The organism is Rossellomorea sp. ABR4_004, from assembly GCF_056159585.1.
This window is the reverse complement of the sequence record NZ_JBSWVM010000001.1, coordinates 1,589,401-1,606,731: the sequence shown is the minus strand read 5'-3', so window position 1 is coordinate 1,606,731 and position 17,331 is coordinate 1,589,401. Positions and strand designations below refer to the sequence as shown.

The window sequence follows — 17,331 nt, the reverse complement described above, 5'->3', positions numbered from 1 at the left end:
TCCATTATGGGACATAGATTGATTAATCCCAAGTTTTTGCCCCTCTTATGAAATTCAGGGTGTGTATAGTGAACACCCTGATCCGAGTGAAGGATTGCTTCTGAGTGGGCGTTATTGTCCAAAGATTCTTTTAGTTTTTAAGCGTTTGATAAACAATGCTCAACTCTTCTGATGTTGATAAGTAGTTGTTCAGCCATAGCAGAGCACACAACAACGAAGAAGCGGATTGTAATACATTCAAAGCTGGTATGTAATGGAAGAGAAGGCAACCATAGGCGTGGTTGTCTTCTTTTTAAATAGTATTGATAATAATTCTCATTCATATACAAAAAAAGCTCACAAAAGTGAGCTGATCAACTTGCCTGTTCAGATAATGTGGTCGTTTTGAGCTGTCGGTATTTTGAATAGAACAGTCCTGTCATCATAAGGGACAGACATCCGAATAATACCGTCATGATTTGGAGCCCGACGAGATCCAGCAGCAATCCTGTGAGAAGGAGCACAATCTGGAAAATCAGTCTGTCGAGCATATTACGGAACGAGAAGAAACGGCCGTGAAATTCTTTCGGTATTCGAGTCTGAAAAATCGTGGCAGCAGTTGGGAAGAAACATCCCACTGCAAATCCAAACACTGTAAACGCAAGCACCGACAAGAACGGACTGGTTGCAAAATAAAGAATCATTTGCGCAATCCCAATGATGAAGCTAAAAAAGAATAATATTTTATAGGGTGACATTTTTTCACCCAGTTTCTTGACGGCAAAAGCACCTGTCATAAAGGCAATCCCTTCGGCGGTATAGATCCAACCTTTAATCGATGAGCTCTCCTGAAGCTCGCTGATGTTGATGACCATTAAGTTGAACCCGCCGATAAATAGTAGTGGGATCAGCGTCATCACAAGAGTCATAAATACGATCGGAAGCCCTTTTATGACAGGAAATACTTCATTGAAGCTTGCCCCTTTTGGTTTTTGACCTTGGTGAGAGGAGGTCGCCGTTTCTTCAATTGATAAGAACCAGGTCATCACAAATAGTGCCAGATACGCCACTAATGAGAGAACGTATACCATCGTTAAAGATATGATCACTAATAGGACGCCTGCTAACGCAGTTCCAAGGATCCTTGAGAGCGTGGCAACATTCATGTGGACCCCATTCATTTGCAGTAAATCCTTCTCTTTCACCACCATCGGAATGGCAGCTTGCAGAGCAGGAAAATAGAAGGCAGCAGAGATTTGAATGCTCACTAAGAAAACGACCATCCATAGCACCGAGCCGGTATCAATCGCAATCAACATGAAAATAACACTTAATGCCCTGGTGAAGCCTGAGATGAGCATCACTGTCTTTTTATTTGCCTGATCTGTTATTCTGCCGGCTAAAGGTCCAACAGCAAGTCCCGCAAGCAGTCCGGAAGCGAGAATCACCGATTTCAGAAAATCGGAAGGCACCTTTTCCTGCATGAACTCCAGATTACCGATGATCCCCAACCATAATCCGAGACCTGCTATAAATTCACCTATCAACAATATCCATACATTTTTATTTTTCCACATATAGGTCCGTCCCTCGCAGTCGATTTATTTCGCTTCTCTAAATATACTATGGCAGGAGGGGAATGGGAATGATTTTTTTGGTTGGGATTGATGTAGTTATCTGGAAGAAAAGGCAGTTCGCTGATAATAATAATGCTCATATCCAAGCCATTAAGGACTATGAACTTTTGATAGGACTTACCATAAGTAATGCGGAACTAAGAAAATTTTTAAAAATCAATTCCTCTCATGTTGCAAAAAGACTCCTCCAATCCCTAAAGCTCCCCACAACAGGCACCAAAAAAGGAACACAATACATCCTATCATCCGATGAAAGTCCGACCCGAAAACACAAACAAAAAAACCCGTCAACAATCTGACGAGTTTTCATTCCTTCTCAATCCACTCCTGGGACCACTTTTCTATATCTTTCATTAAGGGCTCTAAAGAATACCCTTTTTTAGTTAGTGAATATTCAATACGCACGGGTGTTTCCGGATAGACGTCCCTCTGTACGATGCCTTCTTCTTCAAGGTCCTTCAGTCGCTCGGAAAGAAGCCTGCCGCTGATGCCTATTGCGTCTTTGATGGTACAGTTTCGTTGTGGTCCGGAAAGCAATTGATAAATGATGAGTGCTGTCCATCGTTGACTTAAGATGCTGATGGCTTTCTCGAACCTTGGACAAATTTCTGACTGATTCATTCTGTCAATGCCTCCTTCTTTGTTACTAGTATACCACATGATCACCATATTAGTAATTTAATTACTTGACGAAATTAAGTTATTAAAATAATATAAGTTACATAAAGTAACTTAATTTAATAATAAAATAAATTGAAAGCAAACAAAAGGGGAGATAAAGATGAACTTTCATAAAGAACCACATACATTCGTTGGGGAAGTAAATATTAAAGTTGAGAATTTAGAGCGATCTCTTTCCTTTTACCAAGAGGTAGTCGGATTTAAAGTGATGGAACAAACAGAAAATAGAGCGACTCTGACGGCAGATGGAATCCACCCATTACTATCTCTGGAACAACCGGTAAATGTTACACCTAAGGAGCCGAGAACGACAGGGTTGTACCATTTTGCCCTGTTGTTGCCGAATAGAACAGAGCTTGGGAAAATAATAGATCATCTAATAAAGCTTAATATTCAACTGGGCTCTTCTGATCATCTGGTCAGTGAAGCTCTGTATTTATCTGATCCGGATGGAAATGGGATCGAGATCTACAGGGACCGTCCTTCATCGGAATGGACATGGAATGGCGATCAGGTAAAGATGGCCGTTGATCCAATCGATGCAAGGGGGATATTGGCTGAGGCAATGGGACAACCGTGGGAAGGACTTCCTGCCGGTACGGTCATGGGTCATATCCATTTGCATGTTTCTGATTTGAAATCAACGGAGGAATTTTACGGGAAGGGACTTGGTTTCGATGTAGTCAGCCGATTTGGAAGTCAGGCACTTTTTATTTCAACGGGTGGATATCATCACCATATTGGACTGAACACCTGGAATGGGGCAGGAGCTCCGGGACCAGCTGAAAACAGTGTCGGTTTAAACTGGTTCACTATTCACTTCCCAACCGTAGAAAAACGAACCACCATCATCCGACAGCTTCAATCCATAGGAGCGACCATCCGCGAACAGAACGGAAAAATCCTGGCCGAAGACCCATCAGGCAACCGGATTTATCTAAGCGTGTAAGAGAAGAGGGACGGACCTCAATATGAGGTCTGTCCCTCTTGATGGATAAATATAAGGAATATCTTAAAAAGGAGCCTTAAGCGCATTGAATGTGGCGCTGGCTCCTTTTTTGTATGATTTTATTAATAATAATAAGGGTAAGGAGGATAACCATAGTAAGGTGGAGGATATCCGTATCCATATCCATATGAGTATGGACTCAATAGTGCAGCTCCAAGCAGTCCACCGGCGAGGCCACCTAAAAATGGGTTGAATCCAAATCCAAACGGTCTTCTTCCAAACCCACCAAACCCAGGCCTGCCAAATCCCACTCGTCCGATCGGGCGTCGTACATCATGATAATTGAAAAAATTTTCATTATTTACAGTGTGAAAGTCATTCATAACATAAACCTCCTCTCTATCTAGGTTATGAATATTCGCCCGGATTCGAAATGGACTGGGCATTAACCTATCTGGAGAGATTTTGTAAAAAAACCTATGGTTATCCACAGCTAAGCTGGTTGTATACATTCTCACATATGGAGTATGTATAACAAACTCAGGAGGAAGATTCCTTCGTTTGCACCAAAGCAGATATGACCGAACCGATTGCCTGGATCCAGCTCCCCACTACATTGATATTCCCGCTGTCTCTTTCATTTAACTCAAGGATGTCTGAGATGGCCTGTAGAGAGTTACCGATAATCTGGAGGAGATTGCCGTAAATCGAATAAAGCTCTTCTAACGTATGTTCTTCATTAAATGAATCGGCGAGAGCTGCCCCTCCACCCAATGCCTGGAGAAGATTTCCCTTAATATTCAACTCTCGCTTCGTCGTGTCATTAAACTTAAGCAGTATGCCGGCTATAACAGTGACGTTACCTATCGCTTGAATTTCATTTCCTGCTTTCGTCAGGGTGAAGTCATCTATTGCATCTGCCTGTAATGCATTTCCCGTTGCCTGTAGTTCATTTCCTACGAGATTGAACGACTGTAAAGTATCTTCTGGAATGCTTTTAATAGGGGTACTGCCAATAGCGGCAAGGACCGTCCCGATTGCCGCAACCCATGCTCCGAACGTGAGTTTTTGTTCATTGCTCATAGTATAATCGCCTACTTTAAGGTTCTTAGATATTGTATACAACTAGACGATGGTTGGTTCATTCCCACCATATTGAAGAGGGGTAGGAATCACCTTCTAGTGGAAAAGTTTCTCCGATTCGAGGGGTAACAACATGAACCCCTTGTTCTGTGCCGCTTTTCGTCACTCTCATGATTGGATCTGTCCATTCATGAAAAGATAACGTGAAAGCACCCCAATGAATGGGCAGTAGCCACTTCCCTTTCACATCAAGATGGGCTTGTACAGTCTCTTCCGGACACATATGTATCGGTGCCCATCTGGGATCATATTGACCACATTCCATCAGGGACAAATCGAATGGTCCATATACACTGCCGATTTCTTTAAAATGAGGGCCGTATCCACTATCACCGCTAAAAAAGAGTCTGGAAGAGTTTCCGATGATACACCATGAACACCATAAGGTAGCATTACGATCATGTAAGCTTCTGCCGGAAAAATGTCGTGCCGGGGTACACGCCAGAGTAAGACCATTCCATTCAACCTCGTCCCACCAATCAAGCTCTACAATGTGATCAGAATGGATTCCCCATCTCTCAAGGTGACTCCCTACTCCGATGGGAACAAAGAACTGATTTACTTTGCCTCGAAGCCTTCGAATCGTACCATAATCCAGATGATCGTAATGATCATGTGAAAAGATCACAGCATCAATAGAAGGGAGTTCATCCATTTGAAAAGGAAGGTCTTTGCTATACCGCTTCCCGCCTATCCAAGGAAACGGGGATGGCGCACGACCAAACATGGGGTCAAGAAGTAGTCTTTTTCCATCGATCTCAATCATCGATGCTGAGTGCCCAAACCAGGTTACATTCGTAACGTATTGAGGATGTTTATAGGACGGAAATCCGACTCCTGGAATATCGGTATCAGGTTTGCGGTTGGCATTTCTTTTCATAAGATCCCGAATCATTGTAAGAGACGTGGAAAAGCTGGTATCCATAGTAGTTGGGATGGGATTTTTAAATGAGCCTTTTGTATGCTGGGGAGAGGACTGAACACGTTGAAGGGAAGGCTTCTCACCAAATGCAGGATAAAACCGGATAACCAGGAAGGCAATCACGATCAAAGCGGCTAGCAAACATATAGATATTAGCATGGATTTTCTCCTTTTCATTCGATATCTATTACTATCTCAGATAAGCTTGCGACTGTCCAAAATGAAGAGAGTATCACATTTAAGAATTATTTAAGATTTTCGTTAAGGATCCATAAGGTTTGTTTATTATACTATCGTTAATCATAACGAGGGGATGAGCAAATGAAAAAATGGATGATTGGAATTGTTGTAGTAGGAGTTTTAGGAGTGGGGTGGTGGCTGGTTTCTCCGTTATTTTTAGATAAGGTGGTGAATGAAGACCCTGTTTCATCGTCTTCTGGCTCAAATATGAATGAAGAAGAGAATACTATGAAAGAAACCGATTCGTCTTCGCCAGACGAAATGACAAACGATACAATGAAAGTAGATGAATTAGTCGGGATTTTTCAAGGCTCAGATGAAAATCACGTCGCAAAAGGAAAAGTAAGTATATCAGAAAAAAATATCCGATTGGAAAATTTTGAAGTGACCAATGGACCGGATCTATACGTTTACTTAGTAGAAGAAGATCAGGAAACAAAAGAAGGGATTTCACTGGGGGAATTAAAGGGGAATATCGGCAATCAAAATTATGAGATTCCAGCAGGTCATTCTGCATCATCAGGAATGGAAATTGTGATTTGGTGTAAACAATTTAATGTGGATTTCGGCCGTGCTGAGTTAGGCAAGGCAATGTAAAGGAGAGTAACCCATGGCAAACAAAGTGCTGTTAGTAGATGATGAAGAGAATATTGTGGATGTATGCTCACGGTATCTCATGAGGGAGGGGTATGAAGTGAGTACTGCCTCAAATGGATATGAGGCAATCGAACGATACAATACGTTCCAACCGGACATCGTGATACTGGATATTATGATGCCTGAAATGGATGGGTGGCAGGCAGCTGAAAAGATAAGGGAAGACAGCGACACACCCATCATCATGCTGACAGCATTGGGGCAGGAGAAGGATCGGATTTATGGGTTGACGATAGGTGCGGATGACTATGTCACCAAACCATTCAGTCCCCGGGAATTATTGCTTCGTGTTAAAAACGTATTAAGAAGGACCTATTCCACTCCAAACCGGGAAGCTCAAAGGGAAATTCTTAAGTGGAATGACTTACTCATTGATCGGGATAAACGGAAAGTGGTCGTTACTGGGAGAGAAATTGACATGACCGTGAAAGAATTCGATTTATTAACCCTGTTAGCAGAGCATCCTTCACAGGTGTTCTCCAAATCCCAGTTGCTCGAAACCTTATGGGGGTATGAATATCTAGGTGATGCGAATACGATCAATGTTCATATTCGCAGGTTAAGAGAAAAGATAGAGGTCGATCCTTCTGAGCCTCAATGGATAAAAACCGTGTGGGGAATAGGGTATAAGTTTGAGGGGCAGCAGCATTATGAAAATTAGAACCCTCCTTATTTTGGCCAACACGATTTCGCTCTCCGTAATCTTAGTATTTCTCACAATCTCGTATGTTCAGATGTTTATCTCAACCAATATCATCATCCTGCTTTCCCTTATTACGCTTGGAGCGGGGATCCTATCCTTTGCCGTCAATTTGATGATCACATCGCCTTTGTTAAAATCTGTAAAGCAGATGAGCAATGAAGCAGAGCGGATGGCTAAGGGTGACTTTGATGTGAAGGTGACAGAGGCAGGGCCTCAGGAAATTCGGGAGCTCGCTGCTAACTTTAATCATATGTCCACTAGAATAGAAGCAATGTTCGACGAATTAAAGGAATCAGAGAAGTTCAAAAGTGAACTGATCGCCAATGTTTCACATGATTTAAGAACACCGTTATCATCGATCCATTCTTTTGTTGCCGCTTTGAACGATGACATTATAGAAGATCCAGAAGCACGGAAGAGATATTACGAGACCATTTTGTCTGAAACCGAAAAACTGGGTCTATTAATTGAAGAAGTACTGGAGTTCTCACAGTTGGAAAACAGGAAACTGCCATGGAATCCGCATCCGACACCAATCGATAAACTCCTGATCGAAACCATTCAGCAGTTCGAAAGGGTTTTACAAGAGAAGCAGGTTGAAGTGATTGTACAGTACGATGAAGATTTACCTCTGGTTCCTTTGATGCCTGTTCAAATCAAAAGAGTGATGACGAACTTCATACAAAATGCCCTATCCTTTTCTCCTGATCAGACGTCAATTGAAATGAAAGCAGTAAAGGATGGAGAGATGATGAACTTTTCGGTCACAGACGAAGGAAAGGGTGTTCCCCTTGAAGAACAGGCATCGATTTTTCAGCGTTTTTATCGGGTAGAGAAGTCCCGTAACAAAGCAGGAGGAGGATCTGGTTTGGGGCTATCCATAAGTAAAGAAATTGTTGAACTTCATGGTGGAGAGATCGGAGTCGAAAGTGATGGTGAGTCGGGCAGCACCTTTTGGTTCCGCTTGCCTTTAGAAATGAGTAAGGAGGAGAGATGATGAAAAAAGTGATGATTGGAATCGGTCTGATGCTGGTAGTGAGTCTGGCGATTTTTTTCGGACCTAAACTTTATGCAAGCATGACCCAGAAGTCTTTGGGAAGTGAACCTGTAAAGACTGCTATGGTGGATGACGAACATGCGGTTGCGACCTTTGCGGGAGGATGCTTCTGGTGCATGGAGCCACCTTTTGAAAAATTGGATGGTGTGTATTCCGTCATTTCAGGATACACAGGAGGCGAGGAAAAGAATCCGACCTATGATGAAGTTTCCACGAAGCAGACGGGTCATGTGGAAGCCGTTCAAATTGAATATAATCCTAAAGTGATCACGTATGAGCAACTATTAAAGATTTTCTGGAGACAAATCGATCCTACTGATAATGGTGGACAATTCGTCGACCGTGGGCCTCAATACGTGAGTGGTATCTTCACTCATAGTGAAGAACAGGAGAAAATAGCACAGCAATCAAAGCAGGAGTTAGCAGACACAGGGCGTTTTAAAGAAGAGATCGTGACAGAGATCCAACCTGCTGCCACCTTTTACAAAGCAGAAGAGTACCATCAGGATTATTATAAGAAAAATGAATTAAGCTATAAGTTTTACCGAAACAACTCAGGAAGAGATGACTTTCTTGATGAAGCTTGGGGAGAGGACCGAAACATCAAGCTTGAGACAAAGCCCCTTTATCCTTCTTACACAGAAGAAGAATTGAAAGAAAGACTTACAGATATCCAATACAAAGTGACCCGGGAAGACGGTACCGAGAAAGCATTTGATAATGAATATTGGGACAACAAAGAAGAAGGGATCTATGTGGATATCGTTTCAGGGGAACCTCTCTTCAGTTCAAAAGATAAATATAAAAGTGGAACCGGATGGCCGAGCTTCACGAAGCCCCTGGTAAAAGAAAACATTATGGAAGTGGAAGATCGCACACTATTTATGGTGCGGACCGAGGTAAGGAGTAAACACGCAGACTCCCATCTGGGCCATGTGTTCGATGATGGTCCTGAGCCAACAGGTTTAAGATATTGCATGAATTCAGCAGCCCTTCGATTTGTCCCGAAAGATGAGTTGGAAAATCAAGGATACGGTGAGTTCGTTTCTCATTTTGAAAAAGTGGAGGGGGAGTCGTCTTGAATGCAGCAACCTCTTTACGATCTGCATCAGCCAACAGTGATCTTCGGGGAAAGCTCGCAAACTACACAAAAAAAGAAGTGATCTTTCAACCTTTTTCACTTAGTCAAAATCTGTATAGGATTCAATCAGGGAAAATAAAGCTATACAAGAACAGTGAGGATGGACGGAAAACCATCCTCACCATGCTGGGGGAGGGAGATTTCTTCAGTAATATAGCGCGTTTCAGCTTAGACGACGAGGGAGTTTACGCAGAAGCTATCGATGAAACGATCTTAACAGTCATCCCTCTTAAACAACTGGATAGCTTAAGCGTGTCCCAACCTGCTTTTCTTGCAGAGCTCTTCTACACCTTCAATCAACATATGAAACAACGAAACATGTTCCTCGAACGCATCATGCACGCACCGGTTAAAGAACGAATCCTTTACCTCATGTCATACCTCATGAAGAACTTTGGAGAAAAACAAGGGGGATTCATGAAATTAACGGTCCCCCTAACCCACCAGGACATCGCAAGCTTCATTGGCTCTACAAGAGAAACGGTGACCAGCCTCACGAAAGAACTGATAACAGAAGGACACATCCAAAAACAAGATAAGCACTATCTTTTGATGGGAGGGAAGGACCTTTAAAGGTCCTTCCCTTATTTTCACCTGTCTAATTTAACGATGTCTGCGTCTGGGTTTGGACGGTTTATGATGAGATCACGGATGATGTTAGATCCGAGCATACTGTATACCGTGCCGTTTCCACCGTAGCCTAATAAGTAATATGTTCGTTCTTTTTCAGGATGCTTTCCTATATAAGGGAGGTTGTCCAACGATTCTCCGAAGCTTGCTCCCCATGCATAGTCCATTTTGATGTCCAGGTCGGGAAATAGCTTTTGAACCTCTTTCTCAATTTGTTTTCCCCTTTTTACAATTTGTTTCTCATTCTGAGGTGCCTCGGGAGGATCTTCATCCATGCCCCCTGCAATGATTCGATTATCCACTGTAGTGCGCATATATAAATAGGGGCGTTTCGTCTCCCAGATAAGGGCACGTTCATGCCATTGGGATAAACCTTCAACGGGCTCAGTGGCAATGGCATAAGATCGATTGATATCAGTGCCTATTTTCTTATCGATCGGAGTAGTTTCGTAGCCGGTTGCATGAACCAAGTGAGATGCCTGAATAATACCTTCAGAAGTATGGATGTTGACACCGTCAGCATTCTCTTCTACCCGCCCTGCTTCAAGGTTTTCAAAGATTGTTGTCTTTTGACCTGCCTTTAAATAGTCAATCATTCCGTTCACAAATCGATATGGATTTACTTCTGCATCTCCATGGGTGATCAATGCTCCTGGTTTTGAAAAAGGCAAGCGCTGTTTGATTTCTTTCTTGGACCAATATTCTACTGGAAAGCCATTTTCCTTTAATACTTTGTATTCTTTTTTCAGTTTTGATAGATGACGGTTAGAGCTCGCATAGTAGATACTCTTCCTCCGGATGAATTCTGGAGACACTGGTAAATTCATAGCGACTCTTTCAAGGTTATCAATCGCTTCAAGACACAACTTATAAAAGCGGACAGCTTTTTCTTCTCCAATTTGATCAATCAGATCATGGAGCATGATATCGTTGGAAAATTGCAGTAAACCAGTGTTAGCAGCCGAACTTCCTGAAGCCATTCTCCGTTTTTCAATGATTGCAACGTTCAAACCCGCTTCGGTTAGAGAAAAGGCACATAGTACCCCGGACATTCCTCCCCCTATAATGGCTACATCATAATGTTTATCAAAGTTTCTTTTTTTATCTTTTAATGTAGTAGGCCAATATAAGCGGCCATTATGCAGATTCATTTTGGTTCCCCCAATAAATATCGATATTTAAATGATGTTCATATTCCATTCCCTTTTACAGTCTTGGATAAAACATATATTTTTTACGCAGGGTCTTAGTGGGTTCAATCATCATATAAGTATTGTGGGATTTATTTAAATGAAGATACTGAGATATTTCAGTCGGAAGAAATTCAATCGAAATGTATTAGTTTAAACGTGGAAAAACGGCTACTGCATAGATTATGTATGTTGAAGATGCAGTAGCCGATGAGTTATTTTTTCGTGTAATTCAAGTCCCAAATGATTCCATAAGGATCTTTCACCTTTGCATATTTAGCGCCCCAGAACGTGTCTTGAAGTTCCATAACCACGGTTCCTTTTTCAGTTAAACGGTGATAATAAGTATCGATGTCCTCTTCACTTTCAAGCTCAAGGACAAGGGAGATATTGTTCCCTACCGTTGGCTGGTGACCCGGAAAGCTATCTGACATCATAAAGGAAAGCTCTCCTTTTTTAAAGTGAGCATGCATGATTTGATCAGCGATTTCCGGTGGACTTGGGTAATCGGCCTCGCCAAAAGTTTGAACCGCCAATACTTCTCCTTCAAACACCTCTTTGTAATAGTCTAATGCCTCTTTCGCTTCGCCACTAAAACTAAAATAAGGTGCAGCCTGATGTTTCATCATTTCACCACTCCAGTTCGTATGAATTATATTACATCTTTATTATAGTCCAAACCGTTATGTAAAAACAAGAACAAATGTTCGTGTTTATATAAAAAAAGGATAGGCAGTTAACTGCCTATCCACGTACTATTTATAACAATTCTGTATTTAATTCAACATCGATATTGCCACTCGTTGCTTTAGAATATGGGCAAACTCCGTGTGCTTTTTCAACTAATTGCTTCGCTTCATCTAATTCAACACCACTTACTGCTACTGCTAACACAACGCCGAGTTTGAATCCGCCATCTGTATCTTTTCCAAGGGAAACTTCAGCTGACACTTTCGATTCAATCTTTTTCTTTTCTTGACGTGCCACTAGGTTAAGAGCGCTATCGAAACAAGCCGCATATCCAGCTGCGAACAATTGTTCAGGATTGGTTGCTCCTTCAGCTCCAGAACCTCCAAGTGATTTAGGCATTGCCAATCCGACATCCAGAACTCCGTCACTGCTTGTTACTTTTCCTGCGCGTCCACCTGTTGCTGTTGCTTTTGCTGTGTATAATGCTTCCATTTCATTCACTCCTCATTTGGTTTTTTGATCGTGCACAATTTAATATTACAAAATTAATATTAACGGGTTTGTTTTTGGTTGTCAACTATTAAGTTGTGTAAAATTGAATTTGATAATTGATATCTTTTTTTGTATGATGATCTCAGGTTAGTTTGTTCAAGAAAGGAATTCGCATGTATGAAAAATCCATTATTATTAGAGAATCAAATATGTTTTAAGATTTATACAGCAGAGCGGGAGATTACCAAGTTATATCGAGGACTGCTTGAAGAAATCGGCGTGACTTATCCGCAATACCTTGCATTGTTAGTGCTGTGGGAAGATGGAACGGTATCTGTAAAAGAATTGGGTCGGAAATTGTTCTTGGACTCGGGCACGTTAACTCCGATGCTGAAAAGAATGGAATCGAACGGACTCGTCGAGCGTCACCGGTCTGTTGAAGATGAGCGGAGCGTTGTGATTTCTCTTACAAAAAAAGGAGAAGCGATGAAAGAAAAAGCTGCTTGTGTTCCGACTCGGTTGCTCGAGGGATTAGAGATGGATGGGGAAGAGTTGGAGAGATTGGATCAGACATTGACGACGATACTGGGAAGACTGCAGGGATAGTAGAGAGAAGGGATGACTTTGGTCATCTTTTTTTGTGGAAATTGGAGAATCATGGGAAGTTTCCTTATCAATGTAGAATTAACAAAAAAAGATGACCCCTTAAAAGGGATCATCTCATTTAAATAACGCATTCCAACGCTCAGCCTTTTCAAGTGCTGCTATGTCATTCACAATCTCTCCAGGCTTCACTCCTGCACCAATCATATAGTCTGCAAATTCCATATTGACGAATTCAAAAATGTAATTGAACTGCTGTACCAGGGGCAGGCCTTTAATCTTTGCAGAGCTTCCACCGGTTATCACTACATATGCTTTTTTCTTCGTAAGCTCTTCTTTTAAGTTAAAGCGCTCATCGCGCAGGTACTGACTCCAGCGGTCGAAGAAGTTTTTCATGGGACCACTCATTCCGTACCAATAAAGAGGTGTAGCAAATAGTAATACGTCATGCTCTTCTATTAATTGGACAAGCTTTTCGTAATCATCATCAACAGGAGAGAATCCGCCTTCTGAATGTCTTAAGTCTTCGATTGGTTCAATATGCAGGTCCGCAAGTGATACGACAGTGTGATCGGTTCCTTCTATGATTTTTTTAGCGAGGTATTCTGAGTTGCCGTTTTTTCGCGTGCTTCCTAAAAGGGCTAATACTTTCATTTATCAACACTCCTCAGTGAATTCAAATTTACAGTTTGGCCATTTTTTCTAGTATTCCATATGAAAATTGACCTCTTATCAGCGTCTGCGAAACCCTTCCTCACGTAAATACAGCGCAGCTTCATCGTACCCGCCAAAGCTGTCTTCCAGGTTATCACCGGCATAAATATTCCAGCGGTCATCTTCTTCTATCAACTTGAGAGAATGCCCTTCTGCATCTTTCCACATCTGTTCCACTGGAGGCACGATTTCTTCTTCCGTTGCCAAATGATCAATGGAAGCCCTGATGATTTTACGCAGTTCGTCACCCGAGAAATCACGAATATTCACGAGTCCTTTTTTATTGGCTTCAAAATCGGGAAGACTGCCCGTATAAACAAAACCGTTTCCATTCGGATGAAGGTGGTACACCACTGTCGTCTTTTCATAGAGACTTTCTTCAAAGTGGAAATTCACCCGATTCAGTGAAACGTCCTTCCGTGTAAGCTCAGGAAACTCTTCTATAATGGTTAATTTATCTTCAAATGGTAACATCATATTCCTCATTTCATTTTACGATTTTCCCATTATAACATAGTGCCCTATTTTCTAAAGAGAGTTAAAGGTATAATGGGAACAAAGAGGTGACCCCATTGAATGATTTTACTTCCTTAGGAATTGAACCTAAGTACGTCAATGCGTTAAAAGAACAATCGATTTCAGAACCAACACCGATCCAGAGCGAAACCATCCCTGTGTTATTAAATGGTGAAGATGTGATCGGACAGGCACAGACAGGAACGGGAAAAACGATGGCTTTTCTCCTGCCTATGCTTGCCAAAATTGATCCAGCAAGAGATGAGATCCAATCTCTTATTGTGACTCCGACGAGGGAGCTCGCGATTCAAGTAACGGCTGAGTTGAATCAGATTCTTTCTTCTACGGAAGATGACATAAATGTATTAGCTGTGTACGGCGGCCAAGATGTTGAGAAGCAGATAAAGCGACTGAAGAATAAAGCGATTCATATCGTAATTGGAACACCTGGTCGTTTACTTGATCACGTTCGCCGGGAGACTGTGGACTTTTCAAACGTATCGTTCCTTGTCCTGGATGAAGCGGACCAAATGCTTCATATCGGTTTTTTTGATGAAGTCGAGTCGATCATTCGTGAGACGCCGTTTACCCGTCAAACCGCGCTATTCTCTGCGACGATGTCAAAGGATATCCGAAAGATCGGCAAGCGCTATATGAACAATCCGCATAATGTACAGATTCGCGAAAAAGAAAAGATTGTACAGGAAATCCAGCAGGAAATCGTGGAAACGACGGATCGTCAGAAATTAGATGCCCTCAGTCAAACGATTCATGACGTTCAGCCGTTTTTAGGCATCATTTTCTGCCGAACGAAAAGAAGGGTCAGCAAGCTGCTGGGAGATCTGAAAGCGAAAGGATTCCTGGTGGACGAACTGCACGGTGACTTATCTCAAGCGAAACGAGAGGGAGTGATGAAGAAGTTCAGAGACGCGAAACTTCAGCTTCTTATTGCGACCGACGTGGCGGCTCGTGGCCTTGACGTTGAAGGAGTCACTCATGTGTTCAACTATGATATCCCTCAAGATGTGGAAAGCTATATTCACAGAATCGGACGTACGGGCCGTGCCGGAAAGGACGGGCTTGCCATCACCTTTGTTGCACTAAAGGATAAACAGGATCTTGAGATGATTGAAAAAGGCATAGGCCGTTCCTTGCCTCGTCGTGTCGTGGAGGTCGCTCCTTCTAAGGAAACCGCCAATGTGCATAAGGGATCCAATGAAAGTGCGAAGGATAGACGCGAAAAGAATATCCAAGCGAATAAAGAGCGAAAAGCAAGGTCCCCGCGTCGAGGGCTGTCTCGTAACAGTGAAGGTGGAGATTCTTCACGCAGTCGTCGATCGAGAAGGGAAGAATCATCATCCCGACGTGTAGGAGACTCAGCCAGTTCCTCAAGAGGCAGACAATCCAGACCAAACGATTCTGGCAAACCTGGAAGAAACAACTCCAGCGGAAAAAGAGACAGCCCAGGCAAATCCTCTTTAAATAGAAGAGGACGCTAACTTAAAAAAGCATGATGACACATTGGTCATCATGCTTTTTTTATTGAAAATCATTCAGCAAATACTGGTCCACTATAAAAACAGTACACCTATATAAATTCAGAATATTCCCATTTTACTGCTGAATCTGCTAAAATATTGATATAAACAGTCATTAACGAACAGAAGGGATGGGTTGTACATATGCATGTACCTTTAGTGTTGACGGATTTTTTAGATCGGGCAGTCGAGCAATATGGAGAAAAAGTTGCGATTATTGACGATGTGAAGCGTTTGACATATAAGCAGCTGAATGCCCGTGTGAATCAACTGTCTAGAGGACTGATGGAATTGGGGATTGAAAAAGGGGACAAGGTTGCGTACCTGGCTCCCAATACAACCGAGATGCTGGAGGGTTTCTATGGAGTCTATGGTGTAGGAGGGATCATGACGCCGCTTAATACGCGCTTAAAACCGGCGGATTATCAATTTATCCTCACTCATAGCGAGAGCAAAGCATTATTTGTGGATGAGGAACTTTATCCCCTGGTGCAGCCGATTTTGTCTAACGTGCCGAATTTGAATCATATTGTGATCCATGGTGAGTCCAGAGATGGATATCCCGGCTATGACGAGTGGCGCGGCTCATTCAGCGACGAAGCTTTCAATCGAGTAGACCTGGAAGAAACCGATATCGCTTCATTATTATATACAAGTGGAACGACAGGGGATCCGAAGGGAGTGCTCCTCACACACCGTTCAAATTATCTGCATGCCTTATCTTCCATGCATCATTTGCGGGTTTCCGATAAGGACACCTTGCTTCACGTGCTGCCTATGTTCCATGTGAACGGATGGGGATCTCCTTTTTACTATACGGCCAACGGTGCTACCCAGGTGATGATCAGAAAAGTAGACCCTGAGATGATTTTAGATAAGGTCGAGAAACATGGCGTAACGGTTATGCATATGGCGCCGACGGTTCTGAATATGCTTTTGGAAAATTATCCGGACAGGGAGCGGACTATATCACAAAATGTAAGGGTTGTCATTGCGGGCTCGGCTCCTCCTCCAGCCTTTGTCCGAAAGGTGGAAGAGGATCTGAAATGGGAGTTCATCCAGGTGTACGGAATGACAGAAATCTCTCCACTTATCACTACGTCCATCCTGAGATCTTCAGAACAGGACAGACCAAAGGAAGAAAAGTACCGGTTAAAGGCGAAAGCCGGATACAGTATGATTGGCAGCAAGGTGAAAGTAGTGGATGAGGTCGGAGACGAAGTGCCCCGTAACGGGAAAGCAATCGGAGAAATCGTTACCAGAACGAATACGGTGATGGAAGGATATTATAAAAATCCTGAAGCCACCAATCAAGCCATTCGAGGTGGATGGCTCCATACAGGTGACATGGCGACCGTTGACCATGATGGCTTCATAGAAATTGTCGATAGGATGAAAGACGTGATCATCAGCGGGGGAGAAAACATCTCTTCTATTGAAGTAGAGGGGGCTCTCTATGAACATGACAGTGTACTAGAAGCAGCGGTCGTAGCCATCCCCCATGAGCGTTGGGGTGAAGTGCCCCATGCGGTGGTTGTTATCAGGGAGGGTCACAGCTTAACGGAAAAAGAGCTTATCGAATTCAGCAGAGAAAAGCTTGCCCACTTCAAAGCACCGAAGAGTATTACCTTTGCAAAAGAATTACCCAAGACCGCTTCAGGAAAAATCCAAAAGGTTGTGATCCGAAAAGAATTCTGGAAGGATCAGGACCGGATGGTTCATTAATGGATGGAGGCGTGCGGATGCATGTCTTTTTCGTCAGGACAAATGCCCTTATTTCTTAATTACAGGATGCCCGTCGTGCCTGTTTAGGCTTCTTCAGCATATTTTATAAAAAGGAAGTTTTATC

Annotated in this window: 20 protein-coding genes; 10 read left to right on the top strand and 10 right to left on the bottom strand. The window is 42.6% G+C overall.

The window, feature by feature from the left end; genetic code table 11:
* Window positions 1-353: 353 nt before the first annotated feature.
* On the bottom strand, window positions 354-1,556 hold the full coding sequence (locus tag ACXAF2_RS08500; protein ID WP_475138160.1) for an MFS transporter: 1,203 nt from the start codon (window positions 1,554-1,556) through the stop codon (window positions 354-356).
* A 68-nt stretch (window positions 1,557-1,624) separates the two neighbouring features.
* Between ACXAF2_RS08500 and ACXAF2_RS08495 the strand changes: the two genes are divergently transcribed.
* Window positions 1,625-1,915 carry a hypothetical protein gene (locus ACXAF2_RS08495; protein ID WP_475138159.1) on the top strand — a complete coding sequence of 97 codons (291 nt, stop codon included), beginning with the start codon at window positions 1,625-1,627 and terminating at the stop codon, window positions 1,913-1,915.
* Window positions 1,916-1,922: 7 nt separating this feature from the next.
* On the opposite strand, the gene ACXAF2_RS08490 is transcribed toward ACXAF2_RS08495, so the two are convergent.
* Window positions 1,923-2,237 carry a winged helix-turn-helix transcriptional regulator gene (locus ACXAF2_RS08490; protein WP_148970114.1) on the bottom strand — a complete coding sequence of 105 codons (315 nt, stop codon included), beginning with the start codon at window positions 2,235-2,237 and terminating at the stop codon, window positions 1,923-1,925.
* Between the two features lie 160 nt (window positions 2,238-2,397).
* Between ACXAF2_RS08490 and ACXAF2_RS08485 the strand changes: the two genes are divergently transcribed.
* Window positions 2,398-3,246: a VOC family protein gene (locus ACXAF2_RS08485; protein ID WP_475138158.1), complete on the top strand. Its 849-nt coding sequence runs from the start codon at window positions 2,398-2,400 to the stop codon at window positions 3,244-3,246.
* A gap of 122 nt (window positions 3,247-3,368) precedes the next feature.
* Here the strand turns inward: ACXAF2_RS08485 and ACXAF2_RS08480 are convergent, their stop codons facing one another.
* From ACXAF2_RS08480 to ACXAF2_RS08470, 3 genes are all read right to left on the bottom strand, one after another.
* Window positions 3,369-3,629: a spore coat protein gene (locus ACXAF2_RS08480; RefSeq protein WP_475138157.1), complete on the bottom strand. Its 261-nt coding sequence runs from the start codon at window positions 3,627-3,629 to the stop codon at window positions 3,369-3,371.
* 157 nt (window positions 3,630-3,786) lie between these two features.
* Window positions 3,787-4,329 carry a DUF6944 family repetitive protein gene (locus tag ACXAF2_RS08475; RefSeq protein WP_475138156.1) on the bottom strand — a complete coding sequence of 181 codons (543 nt, stop codon included), beginning with the start codon at window positions 4,327-4,329 and terminating at the stop codon, window positions 3,787-3,789.
* A 58-nt stretch (window positions 4,330-4,387) separates the two neighbouring features.
* Window positions 4,388-5,470 carry an MBL fold metallo-hydrolase gene (locus ACXAF2_RS08470; RefSeq protein ID WP_475138155.1) on the bottom strand — a complete coding sequence of 361 codons (1,083 nt, stop codon included), beginning with the start codon at window positions 5,468-5,470 and terminating at the stop codon, window positions 4,388-4,390.
* Window positions 5,471-5,632: 162 nt separating this feature from the next.
* Here ACXAF2_RS08470 and ACXAF2_RS08465 point away from each other — a divergent pair, with 162 nt between their 5' ends.
* From ACXAF2_RS08465 to ACXAF2_RS08445, 5 genes are read left to right on the top strand one after another with little or no spacing between them, the layout of a single operon-like run.
* The gene (locus tag ACXAF2_RS08465; protein WP_475138154.1) at window positions 5,633-6,148 is read left to right on the top strand and encodes a DM13 domain-containing protein; all 516 of its coding nucleotides are present in this window, start codon (window positions 5,633-5,635) and stop codon (window positions 6,146-6,148) included.
* Between the two features lie 13 nt (window positions 6,149-6,161).
* Window positions 6,162-6,869 carry a response regulator transcription factor gene (locus tag ACXAF2_RS08460; RefSeq protein WP_475138153.1) on the top strand — a complete coding sequence of 236 codons (708 nt, stop codon included), beginning with the start codon at window positions 6,162-6,164 and terminating at the stop codon, window positions 6,867-6,869.
* Entirely contained in the window at window positions 6,859-7,908 is a 1,050-nt protein-coding gene (locus tag ACXAF2_RS08455; protein WP_475138152.1) for a sensor histidine kinase, read from the top strand. Before ACXAF2_RS08460 ends, ACXAF2_RS08455 begins: the two co-directional genes overlap by 11 nt.
* Window positions 7,908-9,050, top strand: a complete 1,143-nt coding sequence (gene msrB / locus ACXAF2_RS08450; RefSeq protein WP_475138151.1) for a peptide-methionine (R)-S-oxide reductase MsrB — start codon at window positions 7,908-7,910, stop codon at window positions 9,048-9,050. The genes ACXAF2_RS08455 and msrB overlap by 1 nt, the downstream gene beginning before the upstream one ends.
* A complete protein-coding gene (locus tag ACXAF2_RS08445) occupies window positions 9,047-9,682 on the top strand; it encodes a Crp/Fnr family transcriptional regulator (RefSeq protein WP_475138150.1) in 636 nt (211 codons plus the stop codon). The genes msrB and ACXAF2_RS08445 overlap by 4 nt, the downstream gene beginning before the upstream one ends.
* Before the next feature lie 17 nt (window positions 9,683-9,699).
* Here the strand turns inward: ACXAF2_RS08445 and ACXAF2_RS08440 are convergent, their stop codons facing one another.
* The 3 genes from ACXAF2_RS08440 to ACXAF2_RS08430 form a co-directional block, all read right to left on the bottom strand.
* The gene (locus tag ACXAF2_RS08440; RefSeq protein ID WP_475138149.1) at window positions 9,700-10,890 is read right to left on the bottom strand and encodes an NAD(P)/FAD-dependent oxidoreductase; all 1,191 of its coding nucleotides are present in this window, start codon (window positions 10,888-10,890) and stop codon (window positions 9,700-9,702) included.
* A gap of 254 nt (window positions 10,891-11,144) precedes the next feature.
* Complete coding sequence (locus ACXAF2_RS08435; protein WP_475139158.1) at window positions 11,145-11,555, bottom strand: VOC family protein; 411 nt, start codon at window positions 11,553-11,555, stop codon at window positions 11,145-11,147.
* Between the two features lie 133 nt (window positions 11,556-11,688).
* Window positions 11,689-12,111 (bottom strand): organic hydroperoxide resistance protein, encoded by a 423-nt coding sequence (locus tag ACXAF2_RS08430; RefSeq protein WP_475138148.1) that lies wholly within the window; start codon window positions 12,109-12,111, stop codon window positions 11,689-11,691.
* 177 nt (window positions 12,112-12,288) lie between these two features.
* Between ACXAF2_RS08430 and ACXAF2_RS08425 the strand changes: the two genes are divergently transcribed.
* Window positions 12,289-12,717 carry a MarR family winged helix-turn-helix transcriptional regulator gene (locus ACXAF2_RS08425; protein ID WP_475138147.1) on the top strand — a complete coding sequence of 143 codons (429 nt, stop codon included), beginning with the start codon at window positions 12,289-12,291 and terminating at the stop codon, window positions 12,715-12,717.
* Window positions 12,718-12,831: 114 nt separating this feature from the next.
* Here ACXAF2_RS08425 and ACXAF2_RS08420 read toward each other — a convergent pair whose 3' ends face one another.
* Both ACXAF2_RS08420 and ACXAF2_RS08415 read right to left on the bottom strand, forming a co-directional pair.
* Window positions 12,832-13,368 (bottom strand): flavodoxin family protein, encoded by a 537-nt coding sequence (locus ACXAF2_RS08420; RefSeq protein WP_475138146.1) that lies wholly within the window; start codon window positions 13,366-13,368, stop codon window positions 12,832-12,834.
* 78 nt (window positions 13,369-13,446) lie between these two features.
* Window positions 13,447-13,902: a hypothetical protein gene (locus ACXAF2_RS08415; protein ID WP_475138145.1), complete on the bottom strand. Its 456-nt coding sequence runs from the start codon at window positions 13,900-13,902 to the stop codon at window positions 13,447-13,449.
* 89 nt (window positions 13,903-13,991) lie between these two features.
* On the opposite strand from ACXAF2_RS08415, the gene ACXAF2_RS08410 reads away from it, so the two are divergent.
* Window positions 13,992-15,443, top strand: a complete 1,452-nt coding sequence (locus ACXAF2_RS08410) for a DEAD/DEAH box helicase (protein ID WP_475138144.1) — start codon at window positions 13,992-13,994, stop codon at window positions 15,441-15,443.
* Window positions 15,444-15,626: 183 nt separating this feature from the next.
* On the top strand, window positions 15,627-17,207 hold the full coding sequence (locus tag ACXAF2_RS08405; protein WP_475138143.1) for a long-chain-fatty-acid--CoA ligase: 1,581 nt from the start codon (window positions 15,627-15,629) through the stop codon (window positions 17,205-17,207).
* Window positions 17,208-17,331: the final 124 nt, after the last annotated feature.